20 protein-coding genes are annotated in these 24,717 nt (G+C 70.2%); 6 read left to right on the top strand and 14 right to left on the bottom strand.

Annotation, left to right across the window (positions count from 1 at the left end):
• Window positions 1-5: 5 nt before the first annotated feature.
• The 13 genes from H4W81_RS45020 to H4W81_RS44960 all read right to left on the bottom strand — a co-directional run bounded on the left by H4W81_RS45020 (window position 6) and on the right by H4W81_RS44960 (window position 16,329).
• A complete protein-coding gene (locus H4W81_RS45020) occupies window positions 6-1,001 on the bottom strand; it encodes a winged helix-turn-helix domain-containing protein (RefSeq protein ID WP_192780388.1) in 996 nt (331 codons plus the stop codon).
• Between the two features lie 275 nt (window positions 1,002-1,276).
• Window positions 1,277-1,717, bottom strand: coding sequence for a hypothetical protein (locus tag H4W81_RS45015; RefSeq protein WP_192780387.1), 441 nt, complete (start codon window positions 1,715-1,717; stop codon window positions 1,277-1,279).
• Window positions 1,718-1,775: 58 nt separating this feature from the next.
• The gene (locus tag H4W81_RS45010; RefSeq protein ID WP_192780386.1) at window positions 1,776-3,497 is read right to left on the bottom strand and encodes an ABC transporter ATP-binding protein; all 1,722 of its coding nucleotides are present in this window, start codon (window positions 3,495-3,497) and stop codon (window positions 1,776-1,778) included.
• 170 nt (window positions 3,498-3,667) lie between these two features.
• Complete coding sequence (locus H4W81_RS45005; RefSeq protein WP_192780385.1) at window positions 3,668-4,348, bottom strand: hypothetical protein; 681 nt, start codon at window positions 4,346-4,348, stop codon at window positions 3,668-3,670.
• 4 nt (window positions 4,349-4,352) lie between these two features.
• Complete coding sequence (locus H4W81_RS45000) at window positions 4,353-5,090, bottom strand: hypothetical protein (RefSeq protein WP_192780384.1); 738 nt, start codon at window positions 5,088-5,090, stop codon at window positions 4,353-4,355.
• On the bottom strand, window positions 5,059-5,829 hold the full coding sequence (locus H4W81_RS44995) for a hypothetical protein (protein ID WP_192780383.1): 771 nt from the start codon (window positions 5,827-5,829) through the stop codon (window positions 5,059-5,061). The genes H4W81_RS45000 and H4W81_RS44995 overlap by 32 nt, the downstream gene beginning before the upstream one ends.
• Window positions 5,830-5,833: 4 nt before the next feature.
• Window positions 5,834-7,927 (bottom strand): right-handed parallel beta-helix repeat-containing protein, encoded by a 2,094-nt coding sequence (locus H4W81_RS44990; RefSeq protein ID WP_192780382.1) that lies wholly within the window; start codon window positions 7,925-7,927, stop codon window positions 5,834-5,836.
• Window positions 7,928-7,948: 21 nt separating this feature from the next.
• Window positions 7,949-10,837, bottom strand: coding sequence for a polysaccharide lyase family 8 super-sandwich domain-containing protein (locus H4W81_RS44985; protein WP_192780381.1), 2,889 nt, complete (start codon window positions 10,835-10,837; stop codon window positions 7,949-7,951).
• An 82-nt stretch (window positions 10,838-10,919) separates the two neighbouring features.
• Window positions 10,920-11,903 (bottom strand): hydroxyacid dehydrogenase, encoded by a 984-nt coding sequence (locus tag H4W81_RS44980; protein ID WP_318782466.1) that lies wholly within the window; start codon window positions 11,901-11,903, stop codon window positions 10,920-10,922.
• Between the two features lie 20 nt (window positions 11,904-11,923).
• Complete coding sequence (locus tag H4W81_RS44975; RefSeq protein ID WP_225959089.1) at window positions 11,924-12,757, bottom strand: carbohydrate ABC transporter permease; 834 nt, start codon at window positions 12,755-12,757, stop codon at window positions 11,924-11,926.
• Window positions 12,754-13,650 (bottom strand): carbohydrate ABC transporter permease, encoded by an 897-nt coding sequence (locus tag H4W81_RS44970; RefSeq protein WP_192780380.1) that lies wholly within the window; start codon window positions 13,648-13,650, stop codon window positions 12,754-12,756. The genes H4W81_RS44975 and H4W81_RS44970 overlap by 4 nt, the downstream gene beginning before the upstream one ends.
• A 219-nt stretch (window positions 13,651-13,869) precedes the next feature.
• Window positions 13,870-15,186: an ABC transporter substrate-binding protein gene (locus H4W81_RS44965; RefSeq protein ID WP_192780379.1), complete on the bottom strand. Its 1,317-nt coding sequence runs from the start codon at window positions 15,184-15,186 to the stop codon at window positions 13,870-13,872.
• A 96-nt stretch (window positions 15,187-15,282) separates the two neighbouring features.
• Complete coding sequence (locus H4W81_RS44960) at window positions 15,283-16,329, bottom strand: substrate-binding domain-containing protein (RefSeq protein ID WP_192780378.1); 1,047 nt, start codon at window positions 16,327-16,329, stop codon at window positions 15,283-15,285.
• A 92-nt stretch (window positions 16,330-16,421) separates the two neighbouring features.
• Between H4W81_RS44960 and H4W81_RS44955 the strand changes: the two genes are divergently transcribed.
• Window positions 16,422-18,140, top strand: coding sequence for a DUF2264 domain-containing protein (locus H4W81_RS44955; RefSeq protein ID WP_192780377.1), 1,719 nt, complete (start codon window positions 16,422-16,424; stop codon window positions 18,138-18,140).
• A 70-nt stretch (window positions 18,141-18,210) separates the two neighbouring features.
• Here the strand turns inward: H4W81_RS44955 and H4W81_RS44950 are convergent, their stop codons facing one another.
• Window positions 18,211-18,915: a FadR/GntR family transcriptional regulator gene (locus tag H4W81_RS44950; protein ID WP_192781430.1), complete on the bottom strand. Its 705-nt coding sequence runs from the start codon at window positions 18,913-18,915 to the stop codon at window positions 18,211-18,213.
• A 74-nt stretch (window positions 18,916-18,989) separates the two neighbouring features.
• Here H4W81_RS44950 and H4W81_RS44945 point away from each other — a divergent pair, with 74 nt between their 5' ends.
• Genes H4W81_RS44945 through H4W81_RS44925 form a run of 5 tightly spaced genes read left to right on the top strand, consistent with a single transcriptional unit; the run spans window position 18,990 to window position 23,946 of the window.
• Window positions 18,990-20,348: a glutamine synthetase family protein gene (locus H4W81_RS44945; RefSeq protein WP_192781429.1), complete on the top strand. Its 1,359-nt coding sequence runs from the start codon at window positions 18,990-18,992 to the stop codon at window positions 20,346-20,348.
• A complete protein-coding gene (locus H4W81_RS44940; protein ID WP_192780376.1) occupies window positions 20,345-21,688 on the top strand; it encodes an aldehyde dehydrogenase family protein in 1,344 nt (447 codons plus the stop codon). The genes H4W81_RS44945 and H4W81_RS44940 overlap by 4 nt, the downstream gene beginning before the upstream one ends.
• Before the next feature lie 15 nt (window positions 21,689-21,703).
• Complete coding sequence (locus tag H4W81_RS44935; protein ID WP_192780375.1) at window positions 21,704-22,468, top strand: 3-oxoacyl-ACP reductase; 765 nt, start codon at window positions 21,704-21,706, stop codon at window positions 22,466-22,468.
• Window positions 22,465-23,157, top strand: coding sequence for a gamma-glutamyl-gamma-aminobutyrate hydrolase family protein (locus tag H4W81_RS44930; protein WP_192780374.1), 693 nt, complete (start codon window positions 22,465-22,467; stop codon window positions 23,155-23,157). Before H4W81_RS44935 ends, H4W81_RS44930 begins: the two co-directional genes overlap by 4 nt.
• Window positions 23,158-23,166: 9 nt before the next feature.
• Complete coding sequence (locus tag H4W81_RS44925) at window positions 23,167-23,946, top strand: alpha/beta fold hydrolase (RefSeq protein ID WP_192780373.1); 780 nt, start codon at window positions 23,167-23,169, stop codon at window positions 23,944-23,946.
• Window positions 23,947-24,717: the final 771 nt, after the last annotated feature.

Here is a 24,717-nt window from a genome sequence, read left to right as displayed (position 1 = left end):
GAGGGTCAGCGGGCGCCGCGGAGGAGGCCGTCGCCTGACTCCGTCACCTGGTGGAGCATGAGGTTGGCGTGCCGGGTGCTGGCGATCAGGCCCGCCTGCCGCAGGACCCGGGCGTGCTCGCTGGCGCTCGACGCGGGCACGCCCGCCCGTCTGGCCAGCTCCGTCGTGCTGCAGCCCGGCGCCAGCGCGACGCACCGGAGCACCTCGGCCCGCGTCCTGCCCAGCAGCTCGCCCAGCGCGTCACCGGCGCGCGCCCGTCCCGGGACGCCCTTGCGCGGCACCGGATAGACCAGCACCGGCGGCAGGCTCGGGTCGGCGAGCGTGACCGGGGCCGTCCTGCAGAAGTACGAGGGGATGAGGGTCAGCCCGCGCCCGCGCAGCCGCAGCTCCCTGCCACCCGCCGGGTAGTCGATCTCCAGCACCGGAGCGCGCCAGCGCATGCCGGGCGAGAGCCCGGTCAGCATGGCCTCGACGCCGCCGTCGGCCAGATGGCGGACGCGGGTGCCCCTGTCCTGGCTGACCGCCCGCTCCACCTCGGACCAGTGCTCGCCGAGCGCGACCTGGAGATACCCGGCCGCGACCGTCGCCACCCTGCGCATGGCCGTCGCGTCGCGGGCCAGGCTCTCCAGGTGCGCGGGCAGGCCGTGCCGGGCGCGCAGCAGGTCGAGCTCGCGCTGCACCCTGGTGCGCGGCGTGTCGATGATGGCCTGGATGCCCTCGTCGGTGCCCAACAGGGCCTCGCTCGGGGTGAGGAAGTCGGGAAAGTAGGCCGCGCGCGGCGCCAGCGGCACCAGCAGCCTGCGCACGTCGCGCAGCAGCCCCGCCTCGGCCAGGCGGGCGCGCGCCCTGCGCCGCCACCCGGCTATCACCGCGCCGCCGTCGCCGGCCTGGAAGCGGTGCAGGCTGGCGACCATCTCCCACATCGGGTCCGCCCTGGCGGCCACGCGCACGCGCGCGAGATCGTCAGCGGTGAAGATGATGCGCAGTATGCCACCCGCCATGTCGCGCAGTCTTGCGGCGGGCGCTTGCAAAAATCTGAACAGGCCATTGATTGCGGCCCGAAATGCGGCACTTCAGCTGCGTCATTCGGCTGAGGCTGAAACTGCATGACACGTCGCCGGGCGAATGCTGGACTTGATCCGCCTTGAGGGGGCGTTCACGTAGGTCCGACAACGACGGCATCTGGAGGCATGACAGGGGAGTCTCCAGCGGCCGTACGGCCTGCGCGGGGTTCACGCAAGCCGTACGGCGTCGATCGTCAACCGGTCAGCGGTCGTCAGCAGTGGAAGCTGGGCGTCACGCGGACCGCCTCGTCGTTGCCAGGCTCGATGACGGCCGAGGCGGAGATGCAGCGGTTCCTGCCGTACAGCTTCACCGGGCCCGCGTACTTGGCGTACCTGCCTTCGTCCTTCACGACCTCGATCGGCTTGCAGGCGAAGTAGTCCGGCGTCTTGTTCTTACAGGTGTGCAGCGTGACCGCCATGGTCTTGCGCTTGCCCCAGTACGCGCCCGCGGAGTCGAGCCGCGCGCAGTTGTACCCGGTGCGGGCGTCGTAATAGATGTTCAGGTAGCCCTTGACCGTGCCGGAGTGGGACTTCACCGCGAGGTGCTCGATCCGGCTGCCCGCGCACTGGCCGGCCGCGGCCTGCGCGGGGCCGCCGGTGAGCGCCACGGCCGAGCCCGCCAGCAACAGTCCCGCCATACCAATCTTTGCCACTCGTTTGACTCCCATGAGGGACAAACGTAGCAAAGCACTGTCAGGGGAGATCAGGAGATCAGGAGACGAGGAACTGCGTGGCGGCCAGCTCGCGGTAGAGCTCGTCGCTGCCCACCAGCTCGTCGTGGGTTCCCACGGCGCGCACGCCGCCCGACTCCATGACCACGATCCGGTCCGCGTTGGTGACCGTCGAGAGGCGATGCGCGATCACCAGCACCGTGGTCTCGGCCGCCACCTCGGCGATGACCTCGCGCAGCCGCAGCTCGTTGACCGCGTCCAGCTGTGACGTGGCCTCGTCGAGCAGCAGCAGGCGCGGCTTGCGCAGCAGCGCCCTGGCGATCGCCACGCGCTGCCGCTCGCCGCCGGACAGCAGCACGCCGCGGTGACCGACCGCCGTCTCCAGCCCCTCGGGGAGACCGGCGACCAGGTCGTCGAGCCTGGTGCGCGTCAGCGCCCTGCGCAGGTCCTCCTCGGTGGCGTCGGGCGCGGCGAACAGGAGGTTCTCGCGCAGCGTCCCCGCCAGCACCGGCGCGTCCTGCTCCACGTAGCCGAGCGCGGCCCGCAGCTCGCCGAGCGGCCAGTCGCGAACATCCCTGCCGCCGACCTCGATCAGTCCGTCCTGGTGCTCGTAGAAGCGCTCGATCAGCGCGAACACCGTGGACTTGCCCGCGCCCGACGGCCCGACCAGCGCGGTGAGCCCGCCGGGCGGGACCTCGAAGCTCACGCCGTCATGGACGGGCGCGCGGTCGTCGCCGTACCTGAACACCACGTCCTCGAACCGCACGCCCACGGGGTCGCTGCCGACGGGCGCGGCGGGACTGACCGGCTCGCCCGGCAGGTCCTCGATCTCGCGGATGCGCTTGAGCGCGGCCAGGCCGTTCTGCAGCTGCACCGCGCCCTCGACCAGCTGCCCGATGGGGGCGACCAGGTAGAACAGGTAGAGCAGGAAGGCGATCAGGCCGGAGACCTCCAGCGCGCCCGAGGCGACCCGCGCGCCGCCGACGGCCAGCACGCAGAGGAAGGCGATCTGCACCGCCATCCAGGTCGAGACGCCTGCCAGCGAGGTCCAGCCGGCGACCTGGAGCCCCCTGTCCCTGGCCCGTACGGCGGCCGCCCCGACGATCTCGACCTCGCGCTCCTCCGCGCCGCTCGCCTTGACCGTGCGGTAGGCCTGCAGCGCCCGGTCGAGCACCGCGCCCATCTCGCCGACGGCCTCCTGGGCCTGGTGCTGTGCCCGCTGGATGCGCGGCATGACCAGCGCCGTCATGCCGCCGATCACCACCACGACCAGCAGGGTGACCAGCAGCAGCACGCCGTCCATCAGCGCCATCATGACGATCGCGCCGACGAGCATGAAGACCGCGCTGACCGAGTCGACGATGCCGTTGGTCAGCACCGACCGCAGCAGCGTCGTGTCGCCCGTGACCCTCGACAGCAGGTCGCCCGGCTTGAGCCGGTCGACGTCGGCGACCCGCAGCCTGAGCATCCTGTCGACGAGCCTGCGCCTGGCGCCGAGCACGATGCCCTCGCCGGTGCGCTCCATCAGGTAGGTGCCGCAGGCGGAGACGACCGCGCCGACGAGCACGGCGATCGTCAGCCCGATCAGCGGCCCGGCCATGGACTGGTTCGCGCCGAAGGCGTCCACTACATACTTCGCCAATAACGGCATCGCGAGACCCGCGGCCGAGCCGACCAGCCCGAGCAGGCCGCCTGCGACCAGAATGCCCCTGTGCGGCTTGATGTAGGCCGCCAGGAGCTTGATAGATGACTCGCCGTTCACTCTGTCTCCGTCCGCATCACCTTGACATCGTGCGTGACGGCCCGGCCGCTCGCACTCGGGGAGAACACCCACGTTTCCCCGATATTCGGAACGTGCGAGCGCACGGAATCCGCACCCGTCAACCTAGATTGACGACCTAAGTATGTCAACTATGGTTGACGGGAAACGGTTCAGTCCACGGCGGGGACGTCGGGATCGTCGCGCTCGGCGTCACCGTCGTCGGCGCGGCGAAGCTTGATCTCCTCCACCCACGCGTAGGCGAAGCGCCTGATGTCGTGCAGGCGGTCCTCGTCGACCTGGAAGGCCTCGTCGGCCAGCAGGTCGACGCTCTCCAGCCGGTGCACGAGCTCCGCCAGCCCCCACTGCTCCTCGTGCGCGGCGCCGAGGCGCTCGAGTTCGCGGAAGGAGTAGAGGCCGGCGAACCCGGCGACGTCGACGAAGTCCTTGGGCAGGCCGCGGCCGTGGAGGGCGCGCACCTTGAGCCCGACCGCGTCGTCCTGCCCGACGACTTGGCAGCCCGCCAGCCACACGGGCCGGTTCCGCAGCGCCTCCCTGAGCAGTTCGAACCCGCACCGCTGACCGCCGGCCTCGTCCGTCACGACCAGCAGCGCCATGCGCTCGCCGACCTCGCGCACGCTCACGGCGAAGGCGTCCAGCGCGGCGGCCACGTCCGCGGCGATCTCGGGCATCGGCGTCTGCGCCGCCGTCGCGAAGACGAGGTCGTGGCTCGGCCGACCGGCCAGCCCGTGGGCGCGCAGCGCGTATCCGCCCGCCAGCAGCAGGCCGTGCCGGATCCGCACGTCCTCCGTCGCCTCGACGAGCCGCGCCTGGAAGGGCGGGAACAGGCTCATGACCTCAATTATGGCCACGCCGCTTCCGCGTCGAGGGAAGGTCGTGGCGCCCGGAGACGAACTCCTGGACGGAGATCTTGGCCCTGATCACCGGCCGTCTCCAGCGCTCCTCGCGGCGCAGCGCCGTGGCCATCTTGCGTGGCGACCTGGTGGCGAAGAACCAGTGGGCCCACGGCGAGCCCGGCCTGGCCAGCCGTACCGCGCCGACGATCAGCAGCGGCGGCAGGAACAGGCCGACCAGACCTGTCCAGATCTTGCCCTTGAGCAGTGTGACCACCGCGAGCATCAGGTTGCCGAGCAGCAGCCACCAGGGCGCGAACCCGCCGAACTCCCAGGTCAGCGGGCGCAGGCCGATCAGCAGCAGGCCGGTGACCGCGATGGCGACGAAGACCGCGTCGACCGAGGTGCGCCCCTCCTCCTCCCAGTAGACGTCGTGCAGGTGGAGGATGAGCGCGAACTCGTCCAGCACGAGGGCCGCGCCGATCCCGAAGACGGCGGCGGCGACCGCCGAGCCCGACGTCACGAGGCCGCTGACCCCGCCGACCAGCATGAGCACCACGCCGAAGACCACGTGGTGGATGTGCATCTCGCCGACGCTGACGTTGCGGAACCAGCCGATCTTGGCCCGGATGAGCCTGACGTTGATGCGCGTGGCGACGAAGGTGACGATGAGCGCGACGAAGAAGCAGAACAGCGGTAGCCGTCCTGAATCAACGATGCGCGCCTGGATCCAGTCCCCCATGTACCTGTAGATCAGAGTACCCAGCGCGGGACCGCAGCGCTCTCTCGTACTCCCGAATGACCAGCGCCTGCCGTACGTTGTCGCGAGCCTGCTCGAACGGCGGCGGGTTCTCGCCCGCCATGACCTCGTAGTGCTCCCGCAGCCGCGCGTCCGACAGGTCGAGGCCGGCCGCGTGGATCTTGCTGAGCGCCGAGTCGAGCTCGGCGGCGCGCACCCGCGCGTAGGTGTACTGGTCGTAGGAGGGCACGCCCGGCAGCGGCCGGCCGGCCGCCGCCGCCTCGGCCCGCTTCCTGTTCTCCTGCGCGAGCTCCCGCTGGAAGCCCTGCTCGCTGACGTCCGCCAGCAGCCCCGCCTCCCGCGCCCAGAGCCTTCTGGCCTTGTCGAGGACGGCCACGCCGACCGCCTCCCGCCGCAGCCGCTGGCGAGGCGTGCCGGCGGTGTGGGGACGGTCCCAGAAGCCGGGGCCGAGCGGCGTGCCGTACCCGGTGAAGGTGGAGATGACCGAGGCGCGGACGGTCTCGGCCGCGCGCAGCACCTCGGCCCCCGTCACGGGCTCCCCGTCGAGGGTGGTGACGGTGTCGCCGGGCCTGACCGCCAGGACCTCCGCGACCGGAGCGGCGGCGGACAGGCCCTCGGGCTCGCCGGCGGGCGGGCCGCCGGCGAGCAGCACCACACCCAGGACCAGGAGTGCGGTCACGGTCACCGCGCCGATCCACGCCACGGGTGTGGTGCGCCTCATCGGATCAGCTCGCGATCTTCATGTCGAAGACGTGGAACCCCGCGTCGGCCAGCGGGCTGCCCTGCGGGAACGTCACCGTGGCGACGGTCTTGGCCGGGTCGAGCGGCACCGCGTAGCCGAACACCGACACGCCCGACTCGGTCGTCTGCCCGGTGGCCGGGTTCCGGTAGTGGGTCTGGGTGCGGTTGTGGTAGCTCGCGCGCGCCACCACGACGCCGCCCTCGGGGGCGGTGGCGTCCCACTGGTCGCCGAACAGGACGGTCCTGGTCTCCTTCGTGCCGTCGGTGTAGGTGACGGTGAAGTCGCCCGACCTGACCTTGAAGGCGCCCGCGCCCATGAACACCAGCTTGGCGCCCTGGCCCTGCAGCCTGATCGTCTGGCCCGCGGCCTTGACGTTGTCGGTCCAGCCGTACGCGCGGGGGTGCCACACGAAGTCGGCGCCGAGCACGTTCACGGTCCGGCCGGGCACCAGGCCCGCCTTCTCCAGCCCCTGGCCCGAGTAGCTGCGCCCCGAGGTGGAGAAGCCGCCGGTGTTGGGGTTGTGGTCGGAGCTGACGCCGACGTTGTTGTAGGCCTTCTCGATCGAGTCGTGGACGACCGGCGGGACGGCGGGCCCGTTGTAGGCGCCGCGCGAGACGGTGCCGGAGACCGGGTTGCCGAAGTAGTCGCGCTCGCCCACGCCCTCGACGAGGGAGCCAGAACCCAGGGCGGGAGAGCCGGCCAGCAGCTTGTAGCCGTCGACGTCGCCGTAGCCCGTGGCGGTGCCGGGAGCGGCCAGGCCCGGGTCGGCGGTGATCGCCCTGGCGTCGGAGGCGGGCGCGCTCACGCCGCCGTAGTAGAGGTTGGAGTCGTAATTGATGCCCGCGGCCTGCGGCAGGGTGCCTGAGGGCGCGTAGATGATGTTGTTGGCGATCGTGGACCTGCCGGTCGGCACCGCCCACTCCACCTTCTGCGAGGAGCAGAAGAAGGTGTTGTTGTGGATCCACAGCGGGCTGGTGTTGTCGCCCGCGGCGTTGCCCGCGATGCGGCAGTCGTCCTGGGCGATGTTGAAGCGCAGGATGGCCGTCGCCTTGTAGTTCGGGAACTCGGTGCAGCTCTGGCAGCCCAGGTAGAACCCTCCGGCGTTGTCGTGGGAGTAGTTGTACTGGTAGACGCAGGAGCCCTTGATGCCGCCGTCGCAGTCCCACGCCGTGGAGTCGTAGATCGTCGGCCGCTGCCTGGTGACCTCGTTGTACTGGAAGACGGGGTCGACCGAGTTGATCGGCCACATGCCGGCGAAGTTGCCGTCGACGTAGGGGTACTTGCCCGCGCCGCCCTCGTCGAACAGGTTGTGCTCGATCAGCGGCCGTTCCGAGGCGTGCACGACGATGCCGTCGCCGCCGACCGCCCGGATGGTGTTGCGGGCGATGTAGACGTTCTTGTGGTAGTCGGTGCCCTTGCGGCTGATCTTGATGCCGCCGCCGCCGGTGTCGTGGATGTAGTTGCCGGTGACGGTGACGCCGTCGATGTAGCCGACCTTGCCCTCGGGCAGCGCCTGGATGCTGATGCCGGCGGAGTAGGCGAACCAGGAGGAGTTGGCGCCCGTCTTGTTGCCCCAGCCGGCGACGTCGGAGATCTCCAGGTCGCGCAGGACGAGCCCGGCCTTGGGCTCGGGGGTGGTCGAGTTGTACTGGATGCCGGTCCGCTTGGCGGTCGTCGCCGCGGGGTTGGTGACGTGCAGCTTCTCGATGGTGAGGTGGCTGTTGTCGACCAGGTGGACGGCCCACTCGCCGCCGTCGCCCTGGATGATCGGCTTGGGGCCCTCGCCGTAGGAGGTGAAGGTGATCGGGTGGTCGGCGGTGCCCGAGCCGATCGGCTCCAGACGGCCGACGCAGACCGTGCCCGTCTTGAACTTGACCTTGTCCTTGGCCCTGAGCTCGATGGCGTTGACCGCGGCGAGGCTGTTGAGCGGCGCCGAGGCGTCGCGACCCGAACCGCCGTCAGGGGCCTGGCAGTCGACGAAGAAGTTGCGGGCGGGGGCGGCGTAGGCGGGCGCCGCCAGTCCTCCGCTCAGGGCGACAAGCGCCCCGACCAGAGCCAGTCGTCGTTTGGTGCGCATGTTCTCTCTCTCGAAGGGGATTCAGAACACCTGCAGGTAGGGCGCGCCGCTGGGGATCTCCCTGTCGGCGAACTGGGCGGCGAGAGTGGTGGTCACGCCTGGCGGGCCTGCCAGCGCGAAGCTGGTCGAGCCACCCGCGCGCAGGTGGGCGGTGAGGTCGATGGCGTACCAGGCGGCGGTGGAGCCCGTGACGGTCACGGTGCCGACCGGCTTGCCGAGGGCGGGCCTGGTGGCCCAGGTGAGCGTCGACTCCGCCCAGTCGCCGGGCACCTCGTAGAGGGTGAGCGTGGTGCTCGTGCCGCCCGCGTCGGCGATCGCGCCGCGCAGCCACAGCCTGGCGAGGCTCACCTCACCCGCGGGCCTGGCGAAGCGCAGGAAGGACTGCCTGGCGTAGCTCTCGTCGGCGACCGTCTTGGCGACCAGGCCCTGCCCGTTGAAGTTCCTGCTCGCGTAGGCGCCGCCGCGCACGTAGGCGTCGGCGTCGGGCCGCACCTTGCTGCCCTCGCAGCCGGCCCCCGCCAGCGCGGGCCGCGCGGTCGGCTTCACCTTGACCTGTACGGTCGCCGCCACCCCGAGCGCCCCGGACGTGTCGATCGCCAGCCTGATGGTGGGCGAGGTGGACAGCACCGTGACCCTCGGATCGGCGCTGAGCAGCTGCGCGCCGGTGCGGGCGATCTCGACCAGGGTCTGGCTCTGCCGCCAGGTCGGATCCGCGACGGCCACCTCCAGCGTCGAGCCCTCCTGGCGCAGCGCGACCTCGGCGGGGCCGTACGCCCTGACCGTGCCGGCGGCGGTGGCGCAGTCCCAGAAGGTGGCGGCGAGCCTGGAGTTGACGCCGTGCTCCTCGATCGCCGACTGCACCTGCGCGGTGTTGTCGGCGACGCGCACCTGCGGCCTGGCGGCCAGCTCGGCGGTCTCCTCGGCGCTCCTGCCCGGCAGCACGTAGTAGGCGTAGGAGGCCTGACGCGGCGCGGCGCCGTGGTCGAACCAGACCGTCTGGTACTCGCGGGTGATCTCGTCGGAGGGGTGCACACCGATCTCCGACCACCTGCCGGTACGGCTCTCGCGCCTGGTCTGCGGCATCCCCTCGGGGAACAGGTAGCCGCCCGTTCCCTCGATGTGCATCCAGCCCTCGCCCGTCCGCACCTCGCCGGGGTTCATCCGGTTCTCCACGGTCGTCTGGGCGGCGACGTTGGAGGCGGTGATGTCGGCGCCGAGCGCCACGATCGTGTCGCCGAAGGTGAACCACGACTTGCGCGCGGTCAGGTCGATGGGCTGCTTGGTGTGGTAGTCACGTTCGGCCTGGGTCCGCATGCCGAAGGCCGACAGGTCGCCCAGCGCGACGCCGCCGGTATGGGGGTCGCTCTGGCGGAAGCCGTACCAGGCGGTGTCCTTCGCCGTGCGCGGGTAGCTCTCCCGGGTGGCGTTGGTGACGCCCGGCAGGCGGTAGGAGTCGACGGTGGGCCAGAAGCCGTCGGAGTACTGCGTCCTGTCGGCGTTGTAGAGCATGGTCATGCCGTCGCCGGTGTACCAGCCCCTGAGGTTCTCGTTGTTGCCCGCCTCGTAGGCGCCGACGCGGCTGCTGCGTCCCGCGATCGTGAAGGCGTAGCCGGGGCGGTGGTGGACGAAGCGGTCCATGCCCGCGTAGACCTTGGTGAGCGTCAGGTCGCCACGCGGGGCGACGCCGCTGGTCAGCCGCCTGGCCAGGGCGATCTGCCCGACGGTAGCGGTTTCGTAGAAGCCGCCGCTGGCTGCGTGCTCGGCGACCAGCGCGGCGATGCGCCGCCTGTCCTCCGGCGAGGCGGCCTGGGCCAGCACGGTCATGGCGGCCAGCGCCGAGCGCGCCACCGAGTAGTCGTTGTCGTGCGGCCTGGAGATGCCGCGGCCGCGCACGTTGGCGAGCATCTGCCCGCGGAACATGACCGGCTCGAAGCCGTCGAAGATCCAGCGGGTGACGTTGCCCCTGTCCGGGTCGGTCAGATCCCACGGCGTGCCGCCGAGCAGCGCGAACACGGTCGCGGTGCTGCCGAGCAGGGCGTTGCCGTAGCCGCCTGTGTAGGCGAAGTAGAAGTGCTGGATGAGCGAGCCGTCGGGGTACCAGCCGTCGCCGCTGGAGACGTGGTCGAAGACCGGGCCGAGCTTGTCGCGGCCCATCGTCGTGACCGCGGCGTCGCCCGAGAGCAGGCCGCGCCGTACGGTGATGGAGACCTTGTCGGCGAGGTTGCCGCCGACCTCGGGCACGCCCGAGACCTTGCGCCTGGCGGGGTCGGGCACGAAGTGGCCGATCGCGCCGAGCAGTCCCGCCCTCAACTCGGCGGGTACGGCGGCGCCGAGCAGGACCAGGTTGTGCAGCAGGTAGTTCGGCGCGCCGATCTCCCAGCCGTACCAGTTGCCCGTCTCCGGCTTGCCGGGGCGGTAGCGCTCGGCGTGCATCCAGGTCAGCGCCCGCACCACGGCCTCGGCGGTGGCGGCGTCGCCGTACCTCTTCGATCCCACGGTGGCGTAGGCCAGCGAGATGGTCTGCAGGCGCAGCGCGATGGCGTGCACGGTGCTGCCGTCGGTGCCCTGCAGGTCGGCCCAGCCGGTCGGGGTGAGGGTGGCGAGGTTGGCGTCGGCGTCGGCGTCGAGACGGGCCAGCGCGGCGGCGTAGGCGGGGTCGGCGGGATCCACGTCCGCGCCGCCGGTCAGCAGGTCGCGGTAGCGCCGCTCCGGCTCGGCGAAGTCGGCGGCGCTCTGCGTCGTGGCCGGAGGGGCGGCGGGCGTTGTGGACTCGGCAGGCGTTGTGGACTCGGCAGGCGTTGTGGACTCGGCAGGCGCTGCGGGCCCGGTGGGGTCGGCGACGGCCGGCACGGCCGCCATCGAGAGGGCGGACGCCGCGGCGACCGTTAACAGCAGGGCACGTCGGAGCATGGGGGGTGCCTCCGGGCAGGTGTCAGACGGACGGGTGTCGGACGGGCAGGTGTCGGACGGGCAGGTGTCGGACGGGCAGGTGTCAGGCTGAGCGGGACAGGCTCGCGGGTTCCACGCCGTGCTCGAACGGCAGGCCGCGCGCGTAGCGGGCCAGTTCGTCGAGCGCGAGGTCGGCCATCCTGGCCAGCTCACCGCCGAGCGACCCGGCGATGTGCGGGGTGACCAGGACGTTCGGCAGGTCGTAGAGGGGTGAGGCGGCCGGCAGGATCTCCGGCTCGGTGTGGTCGAGGATCGCGCAGAGCCGCCCCGCGACCAGCTCGGCGGTCAGCGCCTCCTGGTCGACCAGGGCGGCGCGGGCGGTGTTGATCAGGGTGGCGCCGTCGCGCATCCCGGCCAGGCGGGCGGCGTTCATGAGGTGGTGGGTCTCGGGCAGGTCGGGCGCGTGCAGGCTGACCACGTCGCAGCGGGCGACCAGCTCGTCCAGGTCCACCCTGGCCACGCCCAGGTCCTCACGCAGGTAGGGGTCGCTGACCAGCACCTCCAGGTCGAAGGGGCGCAGCAGCTCGATCACCCTGCGGCCGATCCTGGAGGCGCCGACGATCCCGACCGTACGGCGGTAGTTGCCGAACCCGGGGAAACGGGCGTCCCAGTTCTGGTCCTCCCGCCCCGACCTGTACGCGCGGGCGATGTCGATCACCCGCTTGTTGGCGTAGAGGATCGACGCGAGCGTGAACTCCGCGACCGGTCCGGCGTTGGCGTCGGCGGCGGTGGAGACCGCGATGCCGCGCTGCCACACCGCGTCGGTCACGTGGTGCTTCACCGACCCGGCCGCGTGCACGATCGCGCGCAGCCTCGGCGCCCTTGCCAGGACCTCGGCGGTCACCGGCGGGCAGCCCCACGAGGTGTACAGCACCTCCACCCCCGACAGGTCCGCCTCCGCGAAGTCGTCGACCACCACGTCGGGATCGACGTCGGCGATCATCGCCAGGCGGCTCCTGGACTGGGGGTTCAGCAGCCTTGCGGCCACCTCCCTGCCCATGGCGACAAGGGTCTTCGGCCTTCTCACGGTCTCCCCCGAAAACTCGTTCACTTGACGCTGCCCGCCGTCATCCCGGCCTTCCAGAAGCGCTGCAGCGACATGAAGACCACCAGCAGCGGCACCACCGACAGCAGCGATCCGGTGATCACCAGGCTGTGGAACTCGGGGAAGGCGTTGCCCTGCTTCTCCCAGGTGAACAGACCGAGGCTGAGCGGGTACAGCCGCTGGTCGTTGAGCATCACGAGGGGCAGGAAGAAGTTGTTCCAGATCGCGGTGAACTGGAACAGGAAGATCGTCACGTAGGCCGGCATCAACATCGGCAGCGCGACCCTCGTGAAGGTGCGGATCTCGCCCGCGCCGTCCGACCTGGCCGCCTCCAGGACTTCCATCGGCACGTAACCCGAGGACAGGACGCGCGCCAGATAGACCCCGAAGGGGTGGACCAGCACCGGGATGAAGACCGCCCAGAAGGTGTTGACCACGCCGACCTTCGAGGCCAGCAGGTACAGCGGCAGCGCCGTGGCGGTGGTCGGCACCAGCACGCCGAGCAGCACCAGGCCGAACATCTTCTCCTTGCCGAACCACTGGTACTTGTCGAAGGCGTAGCCGCACATGACGGTGATGAAGGAGCTCACCGCCGCGCCCACGCCCGCGTACAGGACGCTGTTCAGGTACCAGCGGAAGAAGATCCCGCCGTTCTCCGCGCTGACCGCCCGGATGTTGGCGATCAGGTTGAAGTCGCCGAAGGCGAAGCCCGGCGTGGAGTAGAGGTCCGACAGCGACTTGGTCGAGGCGAACAGCAGCCACGTCAGCGGCAGCAGCGTGTAGAGGGTGGCGACGATCAGCAGGACGTTGACCGTCGCGCGGGACATCCACTTCATCGACGGTTACCCCACCTGGTGACGACGTAGGAGAGCACGGCGGCCAGCAGCGCGAGGATGATCGAGGCCGCGCCCGCCTGGCCGTAGTCGTTGTTTCCGAAGGCCTCGTTGTAGGCGTACATGTTCGGCGTCCAGGTGCTGACGATGCCGTCGCTGACGTTGTCGAGCACCATGGGCTCGGTGAACAGCTGCAGCGAGCCGATGATCGTGAACAGCACCGTGGTGATCACCGCGCCGCGGATCAGCGGCACCTTCACCGACAGGGCGGTCCTGATCGCGCCCGCGCCGTCCATCCTCGCCGCCTCCAGCACCTCGGCCGGGATGGCCTGCAGGGCGGCGAAGTAGATGATCATGTTGTAGCCGACCCACTCCCACAGCGCGATGTTGACCACCGAGCCGAGCACCTGGTCGCCGCCGAGGAAGTTGACCCCGCCCAGCAGGTCCACGATGGGGCTGATGCCGGGCAGGTACAGGTAGAGCCAGATCAGGCCGGCGATCACGCCCGGCACGATGTGCGGCATGAACAGCGCCAGCTGGAAGAACTTCTTCGCCCTGGCCAGGCCCGAGTCCAGCAGCAGGGCCAGGCCGAGCGCGCCGCCGATCATCAGCGGGATGTAGAACAGGCAGTAACCGAGGATGATCAGGAAGCCGTCGGTGAAGGCCCGGTCCGCGAGCGTGTCGAGGTAGTTGCCGAGCCCGACGAAGACCGTCTCGGCGCCGCCGAAGCCGAGCCCCGACGACTTCTCGCTGAACAGGCTCAGGTAGACCGCGTAGGCCAGGGGAGCCACGATGACCGCGGCGAACAGGGCGAAGAACGGGCCGACGAAGAGCAGGATCGCTCCCCGCCTGCGCCAGTCCTCCCCTGGGGCGCGCGCCTGTGTGTCTGCTGTCATCTCCATCTCTCCGATCTGGTACGGCCCGCCGTACCGCACCGTCTCCTCGACCCACGCCCTGCCGGGGGTGCCGCGCTCCTCGGAGAACCCTCGACAGAGCGACCCTCACCCGGAGAACCTCAACCCGCATCCGACGGAGAGGACCGCTCCCCTTTTCCGAAGAACCCCGGCCCCCGCCCGACGGAGAGGGCCGCGTTCTTCGCCCAGAGAACCTCAGTCCTACGGCTGGGCCACGTTCAGCCCGCGCCCCTTGATCTCGTTCACCGTCGCCGTCTGCACGGTCTCCAGCACCTCGGGCAGCGTGGTGCCGCCGGTGCTCACCTTGCCGAGGGCGTCCTTGAAGGAGGTGAGCGTCTGCACCATGCTCGGTCCCCACGTCCAGCCCGGCTGGATGGTCCCGTAGGCCTCGGTGAAGAGGGCGTAGATGTCCTGGCCGCCGTAGAAGGACGCGTCGAAGCTCTTGGCCGCCACCGGCACCAGGTCCGCGATCGCGGGGAAGCCGCTGGAGGTGCCGGAGGAGAGGCGGGCCGTCCACGCCTCGGGGGAGCCGGTCAGCCACTTGATGACCTCGACGGCCGCCTTGACGTTCTTGCTGTTCTTGGCGACGCCGAAGGTGGTGCCGCCGAGCATGCCGCTGGCCGGGGTGCCCCAGTTCGGGACCGGCGCGATGGCCCACTTGCCGGACTGGCCCGCGTGGTTGCCCTTCATGACGCCCGCGCCCCAGTTGGCGCCGACGTAGCCCCAGAGCGTGTCGTCCTCGAACGCGGCGTTCCACTCCTGGCTGAAGGAGGGCTGCACCTTGACGAGGTCGTCCTTGACCAGGCCCTGCCAGTAGTCGGCGACCTTCTTGGTGGCCTCGTCGTTGATGGAGACCTTCCACGCGTCACCCTCGGTGCCGAACCACTTGCCGCCCGCCTGCCAGGCGAGGGCGGCGATGACGCTCGGGTCGTCGGGGAAGAAGGTGGCGATGCGCGCCTTGTCGTCGGCCTTCTTGACCTTCTCGGCGGCGGCCTTGAAGTCGTCCCAGGTCTTCGGGACCTCGATCTTGTTCTTCTCGAACAGGTCCTTGCGGTAGAAGAAGACCTGCGGCGCCGCGTCCATGGGCACCGACCAGGTCTTGCCGCCGAGCTCGACGAGGCTGAAGACGCTGGCGGGGTACTTGCCCTTGACGTCGGCGACCTCGGCGGTGATGTCCTGCAGCGCGCCCTGGTTCACGAAGTCGGGAAGCTGCGGGTACTCGATGGACATCACGTCGGGGGCGTTGCCCGCCTTCACGGCGTTGGAGAACTTCGCGTAGCCGCCCGCGTTGCCCGAGGGGATCTCCTCGAACTTGATCTGGATGTCCTTGTGCGACTTGTTGAAGGCGTCGACGACCTCCTGCGTGCCCTTGGCCCAGCCCCAGAAGGTGACCTCCGCGGGCTTGCCCGCCTCGGCCGCGGGGGCCGTAGGTTCGCTGTCGCCGCCCCCACAGGCCGCGAGCAGGGTGATACCGGCCAGCATCCCGGCGATGCCGGCGGCGGCGCGCTTGCGTTCCATGATTGCTCCTCATCGCTTCCGATCGCTAGAGCATCATTCGCTCAAAAACAAAGACTTGTCTAGATATCGATCAGTAACGAAATGAACGCAAAACATTCAGCCACGCTTCGCCGTGGATTCGCGCACCCTGAGCTCGGGCAGCAGCGCCACGTGCTGGGCGGCCGCCGACGAGCCCTGCTCGATGCGCTGAACCAGCAGGTCAACGGCGCGCCGCCCGACCGCGGCCTTGGGCGGGGCGACCGCGGTGAGCGGCGGATCGCTGAGCGCGGCCACCTCGTCGTCGTAGGCCACGATCGAGACGTCACGCGGGATCCGCACGCCGGCCAGGCGCAGATGCTGCACCAGCAGGAGCGCGTCCTCGTCGTTGTGCACGAGCAGCCCGGTCACCGAGCCGTCGCCGATGGCCCTGACCACCTGCGCGACCTGCTCGTCCGACGGCCCGTCCTGCTCCACGCCGAACTCGCCGGGCGTCTCGAGCCCCAGGTCGCGCACCGCCGACACGAAGCCGTGACGCACCCGCGGCGCGGTCGGGCTGTCGCGGCTCACCATCGCCACCCTGCGATGGCCCAGCTCGGCCAGGTGCCTGGTGCCGAGGAAGGCGCCGTGCGCGTGGTGGGAGGCGGCCGCGTCCATGAACGAGGCCGGTCCGCCCAGCTCGGCGATCCGCTCCACCAGGACGGCAGGCACCCCGAGCTCCGCGAGCCACGCCACGTGCGACTCGTCGGGCTGTCTGCTCGTCGTGAGCAGCAGCCCCTCGACCCCGCCCGCGATCAGCTGCCCCACCTGCTTGCGATCCTCCTCGTCGTCGTAGCGGGAGACGCCGAGCACGAGCCGCGCGCCAAGGCGTTGCGCCTGGTCACGGGCGGCCTTGATGACCGTGGGGTAGTAGTAGGTGGCCGAGGGCACCAGCATGCCGATCGTGAGCGAGCGATCGCTCACGGGACGGCTGTCGGCAGCTGTCTCAGGGGGCAGCGTGACGCCGCCGTGCACCCTGGTGACCAGCCCCTGACCCGCCAGGTGCTCGACATCTCTGCGCAGGGTGACCATCGAGACGCCGAGCCGGTCGACCAGGTCGGCCAGCCGCACGGATCCGCGTTCGCGCACCTCTCGGAGGATGAGCTCGTGGCGTTGCTCGACGAACAAGGGGGACTCCTAACACTCGACGCCTGCGATCCTAGCGCTGTAGGTTTCGGCTGTGAACGTATTGTTTCGTTCGATCATCCCCCGGAGCCCGCATGTTCGCCCTTCCGCCTGAAGACCGATCGCTCAGCCCGTACACCGGGTGGACGCGCGCGCACTGGGAGGCCGCCGCCGACGCCCTGCTGTCGGCGGTCGAACCGTATCGCTCACCCGATCACTCGTTGATCACTTTGCCCGGAAGGGCCAGCTGGTCCGACTGTGACGGACTCGAGGGATATGCCCGTACGTTCCTGCTGGCGGCCTTCAGAGTGGCGGGCGGCGGCGACCCCGCGGCGCTCCAGCCGTACGCCGAAGGGCTCGCGACCGGCCCCCTCGGCGCCTGGCCGGAGATCAAGGACCGCTTCCAGCCCATGGTCGAGGCCGCTTCCATCGCCATCGGCCTCCGGCTGACGCGCGCCCAGCTCTGGGACAGGCTGCCCGCCGAGGTTCAGGAGCGGACGCTGGAGTGGCTGCGCGGGACGCTGCGCCACAAGCCCGTGGACAACAACTGGCACCTGTTCCCCGTCGCCGGCGCGGGCTTCTTCCACGACCTCGGCCTCGACGACGAGGGCGCGATCGAGCGCGGCCTGAACAGGATCGAACGCTGGTACGAGGGCGACGGCTGGTACCGCGACGGCGATGGGCGCGACTTCGACCACTACAACGGCTGGGCCATGCACCTCTACCCGGCCGTCCACGCCTACCTCGGCGGGCCCGTCGAGCCGTACGCCACGCGGCTGCGCGCGTTCCTGAGCAACTACGGCTCCGCCTTCGACGCCAACGGCGCCCCGGTCTACCACGGCAGGTCGGTCATCTACCGCTTCGCCGCCGCCGCGCCGGTGTGGGCGGGCGAGCTGCTCGGCGTCTCTCCCTACTCTCCCGGGACGGCCCGCCGCCTGGCCAGCGGCGCGCTCAGGCACTTCCTCGCCGACGGCAGGGCGCTGTCCCCTCAGGGCCTGCTCACGCTCGGCTGGTACGGCCAGCACGAGCCCTCGCTGCAGCCATACTCGGGCTCGGCCTCGCCGTACTGGGCCTCGAAGGGTTTCCTCGGCCTCCTCCTGCCCGCCGACCACCCCGCCTGGACCGAGGTGGAGGAACCGGGCCCCGTCGAACGCGCCGACCAGGCGATCGGCCTGCCCGGCCCCGGGCTGCTGGTCCACTCGACCGCGGCCGACGGCCTGGTCAGGCTGGTCAACCACGGCAGCGACCACCAGCCTCCGGGCGGCGGCCCCGACGACCCGCTCTACCAGCGCCTGGCCTACTCCACCCGCACGGGCCCGAGCACCCCCGCCGACAACCACGTCGCCCTGGTGATCGACGGCGAGACGACCTCGCGGGGACCCATCACCCCGCTCGGCGCCGGACCCGGCTGGGCCGCCTCGTCCTGCCGTCCCACGCCCTCGACGCTGATCGAGAGCGTCAGCATGGTGCGCGGCCCGCACGAGGTACGGCTCCACCGGGTCACCGCCCCCTCGGGCACGGTGGTCCGCCAGACCGGCTGGGCCCTTCCCGAGACGGCAGGAGAGGAACTGAGCAGCGCCCTCCTCCCCCTGCATGGCTTCACCCGCTCCTCGGTCCTGAAGTCCCCCGAGGGCACCGTCTTCGGCCCGGACGCGCTGGTCCCCTGCCTGGAGGGCGAGTGCGGGGAGCCGGAGTCCGTCTTCGCGTGCGTGGTGACCCTCTCGGCGGCCCCCGCACCCCCACCGCCCGTCTACGACCCCGTGGCGGCGACCGTCACGTGGCACGATGGCACCGTCCAGGAGATTCCGCTCTAGGCGGCCCTCGGCGCCTGGCTCCGCATCGGGCAGGCGATCGCGGAACGGAGTCTCGGGAACCGGCGACGGTTCACGCGAGGAAGGCGCGCAGGAGGGCGGCGGTGCCCTCCAGGTGCTCGGCGACCGCCCTGCGCGCCCCGTCCGGGTCTCCGGCCAGGATCGCGGCGACGATGGCCTCGTGCTGGGCGGCCGCGTGTTCGATGTTGACCTGCAGCATTGGGATGGCGTTGAGCAGGTCCGTGACCCGGAGACGGGCGTCGGCGCAGGTGGCGGCCAGGAGCGCGGAGCCGGTCAGCTCGGCGATCGACAGGTGGAAGGCCGTGTCGAGGCGGCGGTACTCGTCGGGGCGCGCCGCGTTCAGGTCGGCCAGCCGGCCGAGGAGCAGGGCACGCTGCTCCTCGCCGAGCGGGGTGGTGGCCAGCACCTGGGCCGCCCCGCACTCCACCGCCATCCTGAAGGTGAGCGCGTCGGCGAGCGAGTCGGTGCCCATGTCGGCGACCGCCTGGCGCAGGTCGCCGCTCCCCGGCGGCGGCGGGGCGTAGGTGACGAAGGCGCCGCCGTAGCGCCCTCGGCGTACGTCCAGGTAGCCGGCCTCCTGCAGCGCGCGGATGGCCTCGCGGAGGGTCACCCTGCTGATCCCCAGCTGGACGGCGAGCTCTCGCTCGGGAGGGAGCTTCTCGCCCTGGGCCACCATGCCGAGCTTGATCGCCTGGAGCAGCCGTTCCACGGTCTCCTCGAAGGCGTTGCCGGCCCGCACCGGGCGCAACACCGTCAGCGGGTTCAAGGCCACCCCCTTGACTCGGACTTGCCAATGGTCTAACACTAGCCCAATAACGCGGGAGGGTGACTGTGGCAGGTGGCTTCCTTTCGATCGACGAGTTGCGTGACGAAGTGGCGGCGGGACGGATCGACACCGTCCTGCTGGCCCTGGTGGACATGCAGGGCCGGATGCAGGGCAAGCGGCTCTCCGCCAGATTCTTCCTTGACGAGGTGCTACACCACGGGTCAGAAGGATGCAACTACCTCCTGGCCGTCGATGTCGACATGAACACCGTCAGTGGCTACGAGATGTCGTCATGGGAGCGCGGATACGGGGATTTCGTGATGAAGCCCGATATTTCCACACTGCGGCGTATTCCCTGGCAGGAGGGGACAGCCCTGCTCATGGCCGACCTCCAGTGGGAGGACGGCTCCGACGTGACCGCCTCCCCCCGGCAGATCCTGCGCAGGCAGCTGGCCAGGCTCGAGGAGCGCGGCCTGGCCGCCTACGTGGGCACCGAGCTGGAGTTCGTGGTCTACGACGACAGCTACGAGGACGCATGGCGGCGCGGCTACCGCGACCTGTCGCCCGCCAACCTCTACAACGTCGACTACTCCCTGCTCGGGACCGCCCGCATCGAGCCGCTCCTGCGCCGCATCAGGCTGGAGATGGAGGGCGCGGGGCTCTACGTCGAGTCGGCCAAGGGCGAGTGCAACCTCGGCCAGCACGAGATCGCCTTCCGCTACGACGAGGCGCTGCGCACGTGCGACAACCACTCGATCTACAAGAACGGGGCCAAGGAGATCGCCGCCCAGGAGGGCAAGTCGATCACTTTCATGGCCAAGCCGAACCAGCGCGAGGGCAATTCCTGTCATATCCACATATCGCTGAGGTCTGTGGACAACTCGCCCATTATGGCCGGGAGCCAGCCGTACGGACTGTCGGAGACAGGAGCGAGGTTCATCGCCGGGCAGCTCGCCTGCCTGCGGGAACTCACCCTCCTTTACGCTCCGAACATCAACTCCTACAAGCGGTACGTGCCAGGCAGCTTCGCCCCTACCGCAATCAAGTGGGGTGTGGATAACCGCACGTGTTCGCTCCGTCTCGTGGGGCACGGCCCCTCGCTGCGCGTGGAGAACCGGGTGCCGGGCGGCGACGTGAACCCCTACCTCGCGGTGGCCGCGCTCATCGCGGCCGGACTGCACGGCATCGACCACGAACTGCCGCTGGAGGAGCCGTACACGGGCAACGCCTACACCAGCGGCGCCGAGACCGTGCCGCACACGCTGCGTGACGCGCTGGCACTGTGGGAAGGGTCGAAGCTGGCCCGCGAGAGCTTCGGCGAGGACGCGGTGGCGCACTACGCCAACAACGCCCGCGTCGAGTTGACCGCCTTCGACGCGGCGGTGACGGACTGGGAACTGTTCAGGGGATTCGAGAGACTTTGAAGATCATCAATCCGGCGACCGAGACCGTGGTCGCCGAGGTCGCATTCGCCGAAGCGGCGGAGATCGACAGGGCCGTGGAGCGTGCCAGAACCGCCTTCCACACCTGGCGGCAGGTCTCGCCAGGCGACCGCGCCCGCTTGCTCAGGCGCTTCGCCGAGCAGGTCGACGCGCACGCGGAGGAACTGGCCCGGCTGGAGGTCGCCAACGCCGGCCACACGATCGGCAACGCCCGCTGGGAGGCGGGCAACGTCCGCGACGTGCTGCACTTCTACGCGGGAGCGCCCGAGCGCAACCACGGCCTGCAGATCCCCGTCGCGGGCGGCATCGACGTCACCTTCCAGGAACCTCTGGGCGTGGTCGGCGTGATCGTGCCGTGGAACTTCCCGATGGTCGTCATGACGTGGGGAGTCGCCCCCGCGCTCGCGGCGGGCAACACGGTGATCGTCAAGCCGGCGGAATGGACGCCGCTGACCGCCCTCAGACTGGCCGAGCTCGCCCTCGAGGCGGGGCTTCCCGAGGGAGTGCTGCAGGTGCTGCCCGGAGCGGGCGAGGTCGCCGGCGCCCGCCTCGTCGAGCACCCGGACGTCGCCAAGATCGTGTTCACCGGCTCCACCGAGGTCGGCAAGCAGATCGCCGCCACGTGCGCCACGCAGGTCAAGCGCCTCACGCTGGAGCTGGGCGGCAAGTCGGCCAACATCGTCTTCGCCGACTCCGACCTGGAGAAGGCCGCCGCCACCGCTCCCTACGCGGTCTTCGACAACTCGGGCCAGGACTGCTGCGCCAGATCCAGGATCCTGGTCGAGGCCGCTGTCCACGACGACTTCCTCGGCCTCCTCTCGCGGGCCGTGCACGGCGTCAAGGTCGGCGACCCGCTCGACGAGAGCACCGAGATGGGTCCGCTGATCAGCGCCGAGCACCTCGACAGGGTGCGCGGCTTCGTCGAAGGCAGCCCCTACCTGCAGGGCTCGTGCCCGTCGGGGCCCGGCTTCTGGTTCCCGCCGACCGTGCTCACCTCCGCCGTCACCGACCGCGCCTTCACCGAGGAGATCTTCGGTCCGGTGGTGTCCGTGGTCCCGTTCGCCGACGAGGCCGAGGCGGTGCGCATCGCCAACGACACGCCGTACGGCCTGAGCGGCTCCATCTGGACGCGTGACGTGGGCCGCGCGCTCAGGGTCGCGAGGGCGGTGGAGGCGGGCAACCTGAGCGTGAACTCCCACTCCAGCGTGCGCTACTGGACCCCGTTCGGCGGCTTCAAGCAGTCGGGGCTGGGCAGGGAACTCGGGCCCGACGCGCTGGCGGCCTTCACCGAGACCAAGAACGTCTTCATCGCCACCGACTGACCGGGAGAAACACATATGCAGCGTTTGCAGGACCGCGTCGCCGTGATCACCGGCGCGGGCAGCGGCATCGGCCTGGCCACCGCGCGCAGGTTCGCCGAGGAGGGCGCGAAGGTGGTCTGCGTCGACCTCGACGAGCCCACCGGCGCCAAGGCCGCCGACGAGGTGGGCGGGCTGTTCGTGCGGGCCGACGTCACCAGCGAGGACGACGTGGTCAGGATGTACCAGACCGCGTTCGACACCTACGGCAGCGTCGACATCGCCTTCAACAACGCCGGCATCTCCCCGCCCGACGACGACTCCATCCTGGAGACCGGTCTCGACGCCTGGCGCCGGGTGCAGGAGGTCAACCTGACCTCCGTCTATCTGTGCTGCAAGCACGTCATCCCGTACATGCGGCGTCAGGGCAAGGGCTCGATCGTCAACACCGCCTCGTTCGTCGCGGTGATGGGCTCGGCCACGAGCCAGATCTCCTACACCGCCTCCAAGGGCGGCGTGCTGGCGATGTCGAGGGAGCTCGGCGTGCAGTTCGCCCGCGAGGGCATCAGGGTCAACGCCCTCTGCCCCGGCCCGGTGAACACGCCGCTGCTGCAGGAGCTGTTCGCCAAGGACCCCGAACGCGCCCAGCGCCGCCTGGTGCACATCCCCGTCGGCCGCTTCGCCGAGGCGAGCGAGATCGCCGCGGCGGTGGCCTTCCTGGCCTCGGACGACGCCTCGTTCATCACGGGCGCGGAGTTCCTGGTCGACGGCGGCATCTCGGGCGCATACGTTACACCGCTATGACCAGACCGCTAATCGGTATCACCTGTTATGTCGAGCCCGCGCGTTTCACCGTGTGGGACATGACGACGGCGCTGCTGCCGTACATGTATGTGGAGCAGGTGGTGCGCGCGGGCGGGCAGCCGGTGATCCTGCCGCCCGCCGGGGACCTCGCCTCGGTCGTGGACCGGCTCGACGGGGTGATCCTGGCGGGCGGGGGCGACATCGACCCCTCGCGGTACGCGGAGACGCCACACGAGCGCACCGGATTCATCCGGAAATTTCGGGATTCGGCGGAGTTCGTGTTGGCGGACGCGGCGCTCAAGGCGGAGCTTCCCTTCCTGGGCATCTGCAGGGGGCTCCAGGTCCTGAACGTCACGCTCGGCGGCAGCCTGCACCAGCACCTGCCCGACGTGGTCGGGCACTCCGGGCACGCGCCCGCGCCCGGCGAGTTCGGGCACCTGCCGGTCAGCGTCACGCCGGGCAGCCGGATGGCGGGGATCGTGGGCGGTGACACGCTGACCGTCCCGCACTACCACCACCAGGCGATCCGCCGCCTGGGCAACGGGCTGCAGGCCACCGCGCACGCCGCCGACGGCACCATCGAGGCGGTCGAGCTGCCGGGACACCGCTTCGCCGTGGCTGCCCAGTGGCATCCCGAGGCCGCGGAGGACGGCTCGCTGTTCCGCGCTCTTGTCGGCGCCGCCGGTTAGCCTCGCCTGATGCGCCTGCACGTGAAGGAGTTCGCCGGGCCGCCGGACAGCACGCTGCTGGTCGTCCACGGCGGCCCCGACTGGGACCACAGCTACCTCGTCGAGCCGCTCGACCGGCTGGCCGGCGAGCGCCGCCTGCTCTTCCCCGACCTGCGCGGCTGCGGCCGCTCCCCCGCCGCCGAGCCGCTCACCCCCGACGCGATGGTGGCCGATCTCGTCGAACTGATCGGTTCGTCGCCGGTCGACGTCCTCGGCTTCTCGTACGGCGGGCTGATCGCCCAGCGGCTGGCCGTCCAGGCGCCCGGCCTGGTCAGACGCCTGATCGTGGCCTCGAGCAGTGTCCTGCCCGTTCCCCCCGACGCCTTCGCCGGCTGGGCCGAGTACGAACGCAGGGCCAAGGCCCACCCGTCGGTCTGGGACACCTCCCCGCTGGACGGCCCCGCCCTCACCCGCGCCGAGGCCTTCGCCGCCGCGCCGCTCAACGTGTGGAACCAGGAGCTCCTGACCGCCTACCTGGAGCGCCTGGAGCGGGTCAGGTTCACCGCCAGCTATCTGGAGCCGTACCGCAGCGGCCGCTTCCCCTCCGCCCGCTACCCCGATCCGGTGGAGCGGCTGCGCGGCCTCCCGCTCTTCCTGCTGCACGCCCGGCAGGACATGATCTTCCCGGCCACGCTGGCCGGCCGGACCCCGTGCACCGGCGCGGTGATCCTGGAGGAGGCGGGCCACATGGCCCACATCGACCAGCCGGACGCCTGGCTGGCCGCGGTCAGCGGGTTCCTCGCCGGATGAGCGCCTTCGGTAGCGTCGAGTCCATGCGGCTTCATGTGGGATGGGTCAAACGCTACTCATAGCATGGGTTCTGACCTGCAAGGTTGTCGTGAACAGTCGGTTGAGGGTCCCATCTACGGGAGCGCGGAAGATCATCAATGCCCTCAGTCGAATCTTACGAAGAGTGACCGTCATCCCGAGTTGTGCATGTGCACGCGCCACGCGCGTCTGCACGTAAGGGCCACATTCACGGCGTGCACGTGCACATGCACGAGGCCCGAAGGAGTCACGGAAGGTGACATTCGGGCCATCGCTCCGCTTGTCAACGAGAACGGGATCCTGCCGTCGTTCACAGGATCCCGTTTCGTTTCATCGTTCGTTCGTTTCTTCAATGGTCAACAGTCGCGCCAGACGACGTGCTCCTTCCTGGCTTATGGACGTTCTGAATGTGCTGGTCACTCGTCTCAAGTGGAACGCGCGCTGCGCTTCGTTTCTTCGTTCAGTCCGCCGACAGGCGGTCGCCTCCTCGATTGATCCATTGTCGTTTGTGGAATTCGTCAGATATCACCTCCCTCCCAGGTGAGAGAGTTGTTGGGCATTCCCCCTTCCGTTTGCCGCAGGGACCCTTGCGCTACGCTGCGTGATCGTCTTCGTCTTCGTCCACGGACGAATACGATCCCAACGCGTGCAGGCGCGCGCGAGGCTGGTGGACGTGGACGATCACCGTCCGTGATGATCAGCCATGCGGCGCGCCTCTCCCTTCAGGTCGCCCTTCGATATATCCGGATACGC

It is taken from the genome of Nonomuraea africana, from assembly GCF_014873535.1.
Taxonomy (GTDB): Bacteria; Actinomycetota; Actinomycetes; order Streptosporangiales; family Streptosporangiaceae; genus Nonomuraea; species Nonomuraea africana.
Note: the sequence above shows the minus strand (reverse complement) of the source record. Positions and strands in the feature narration are given on the sequence as shown.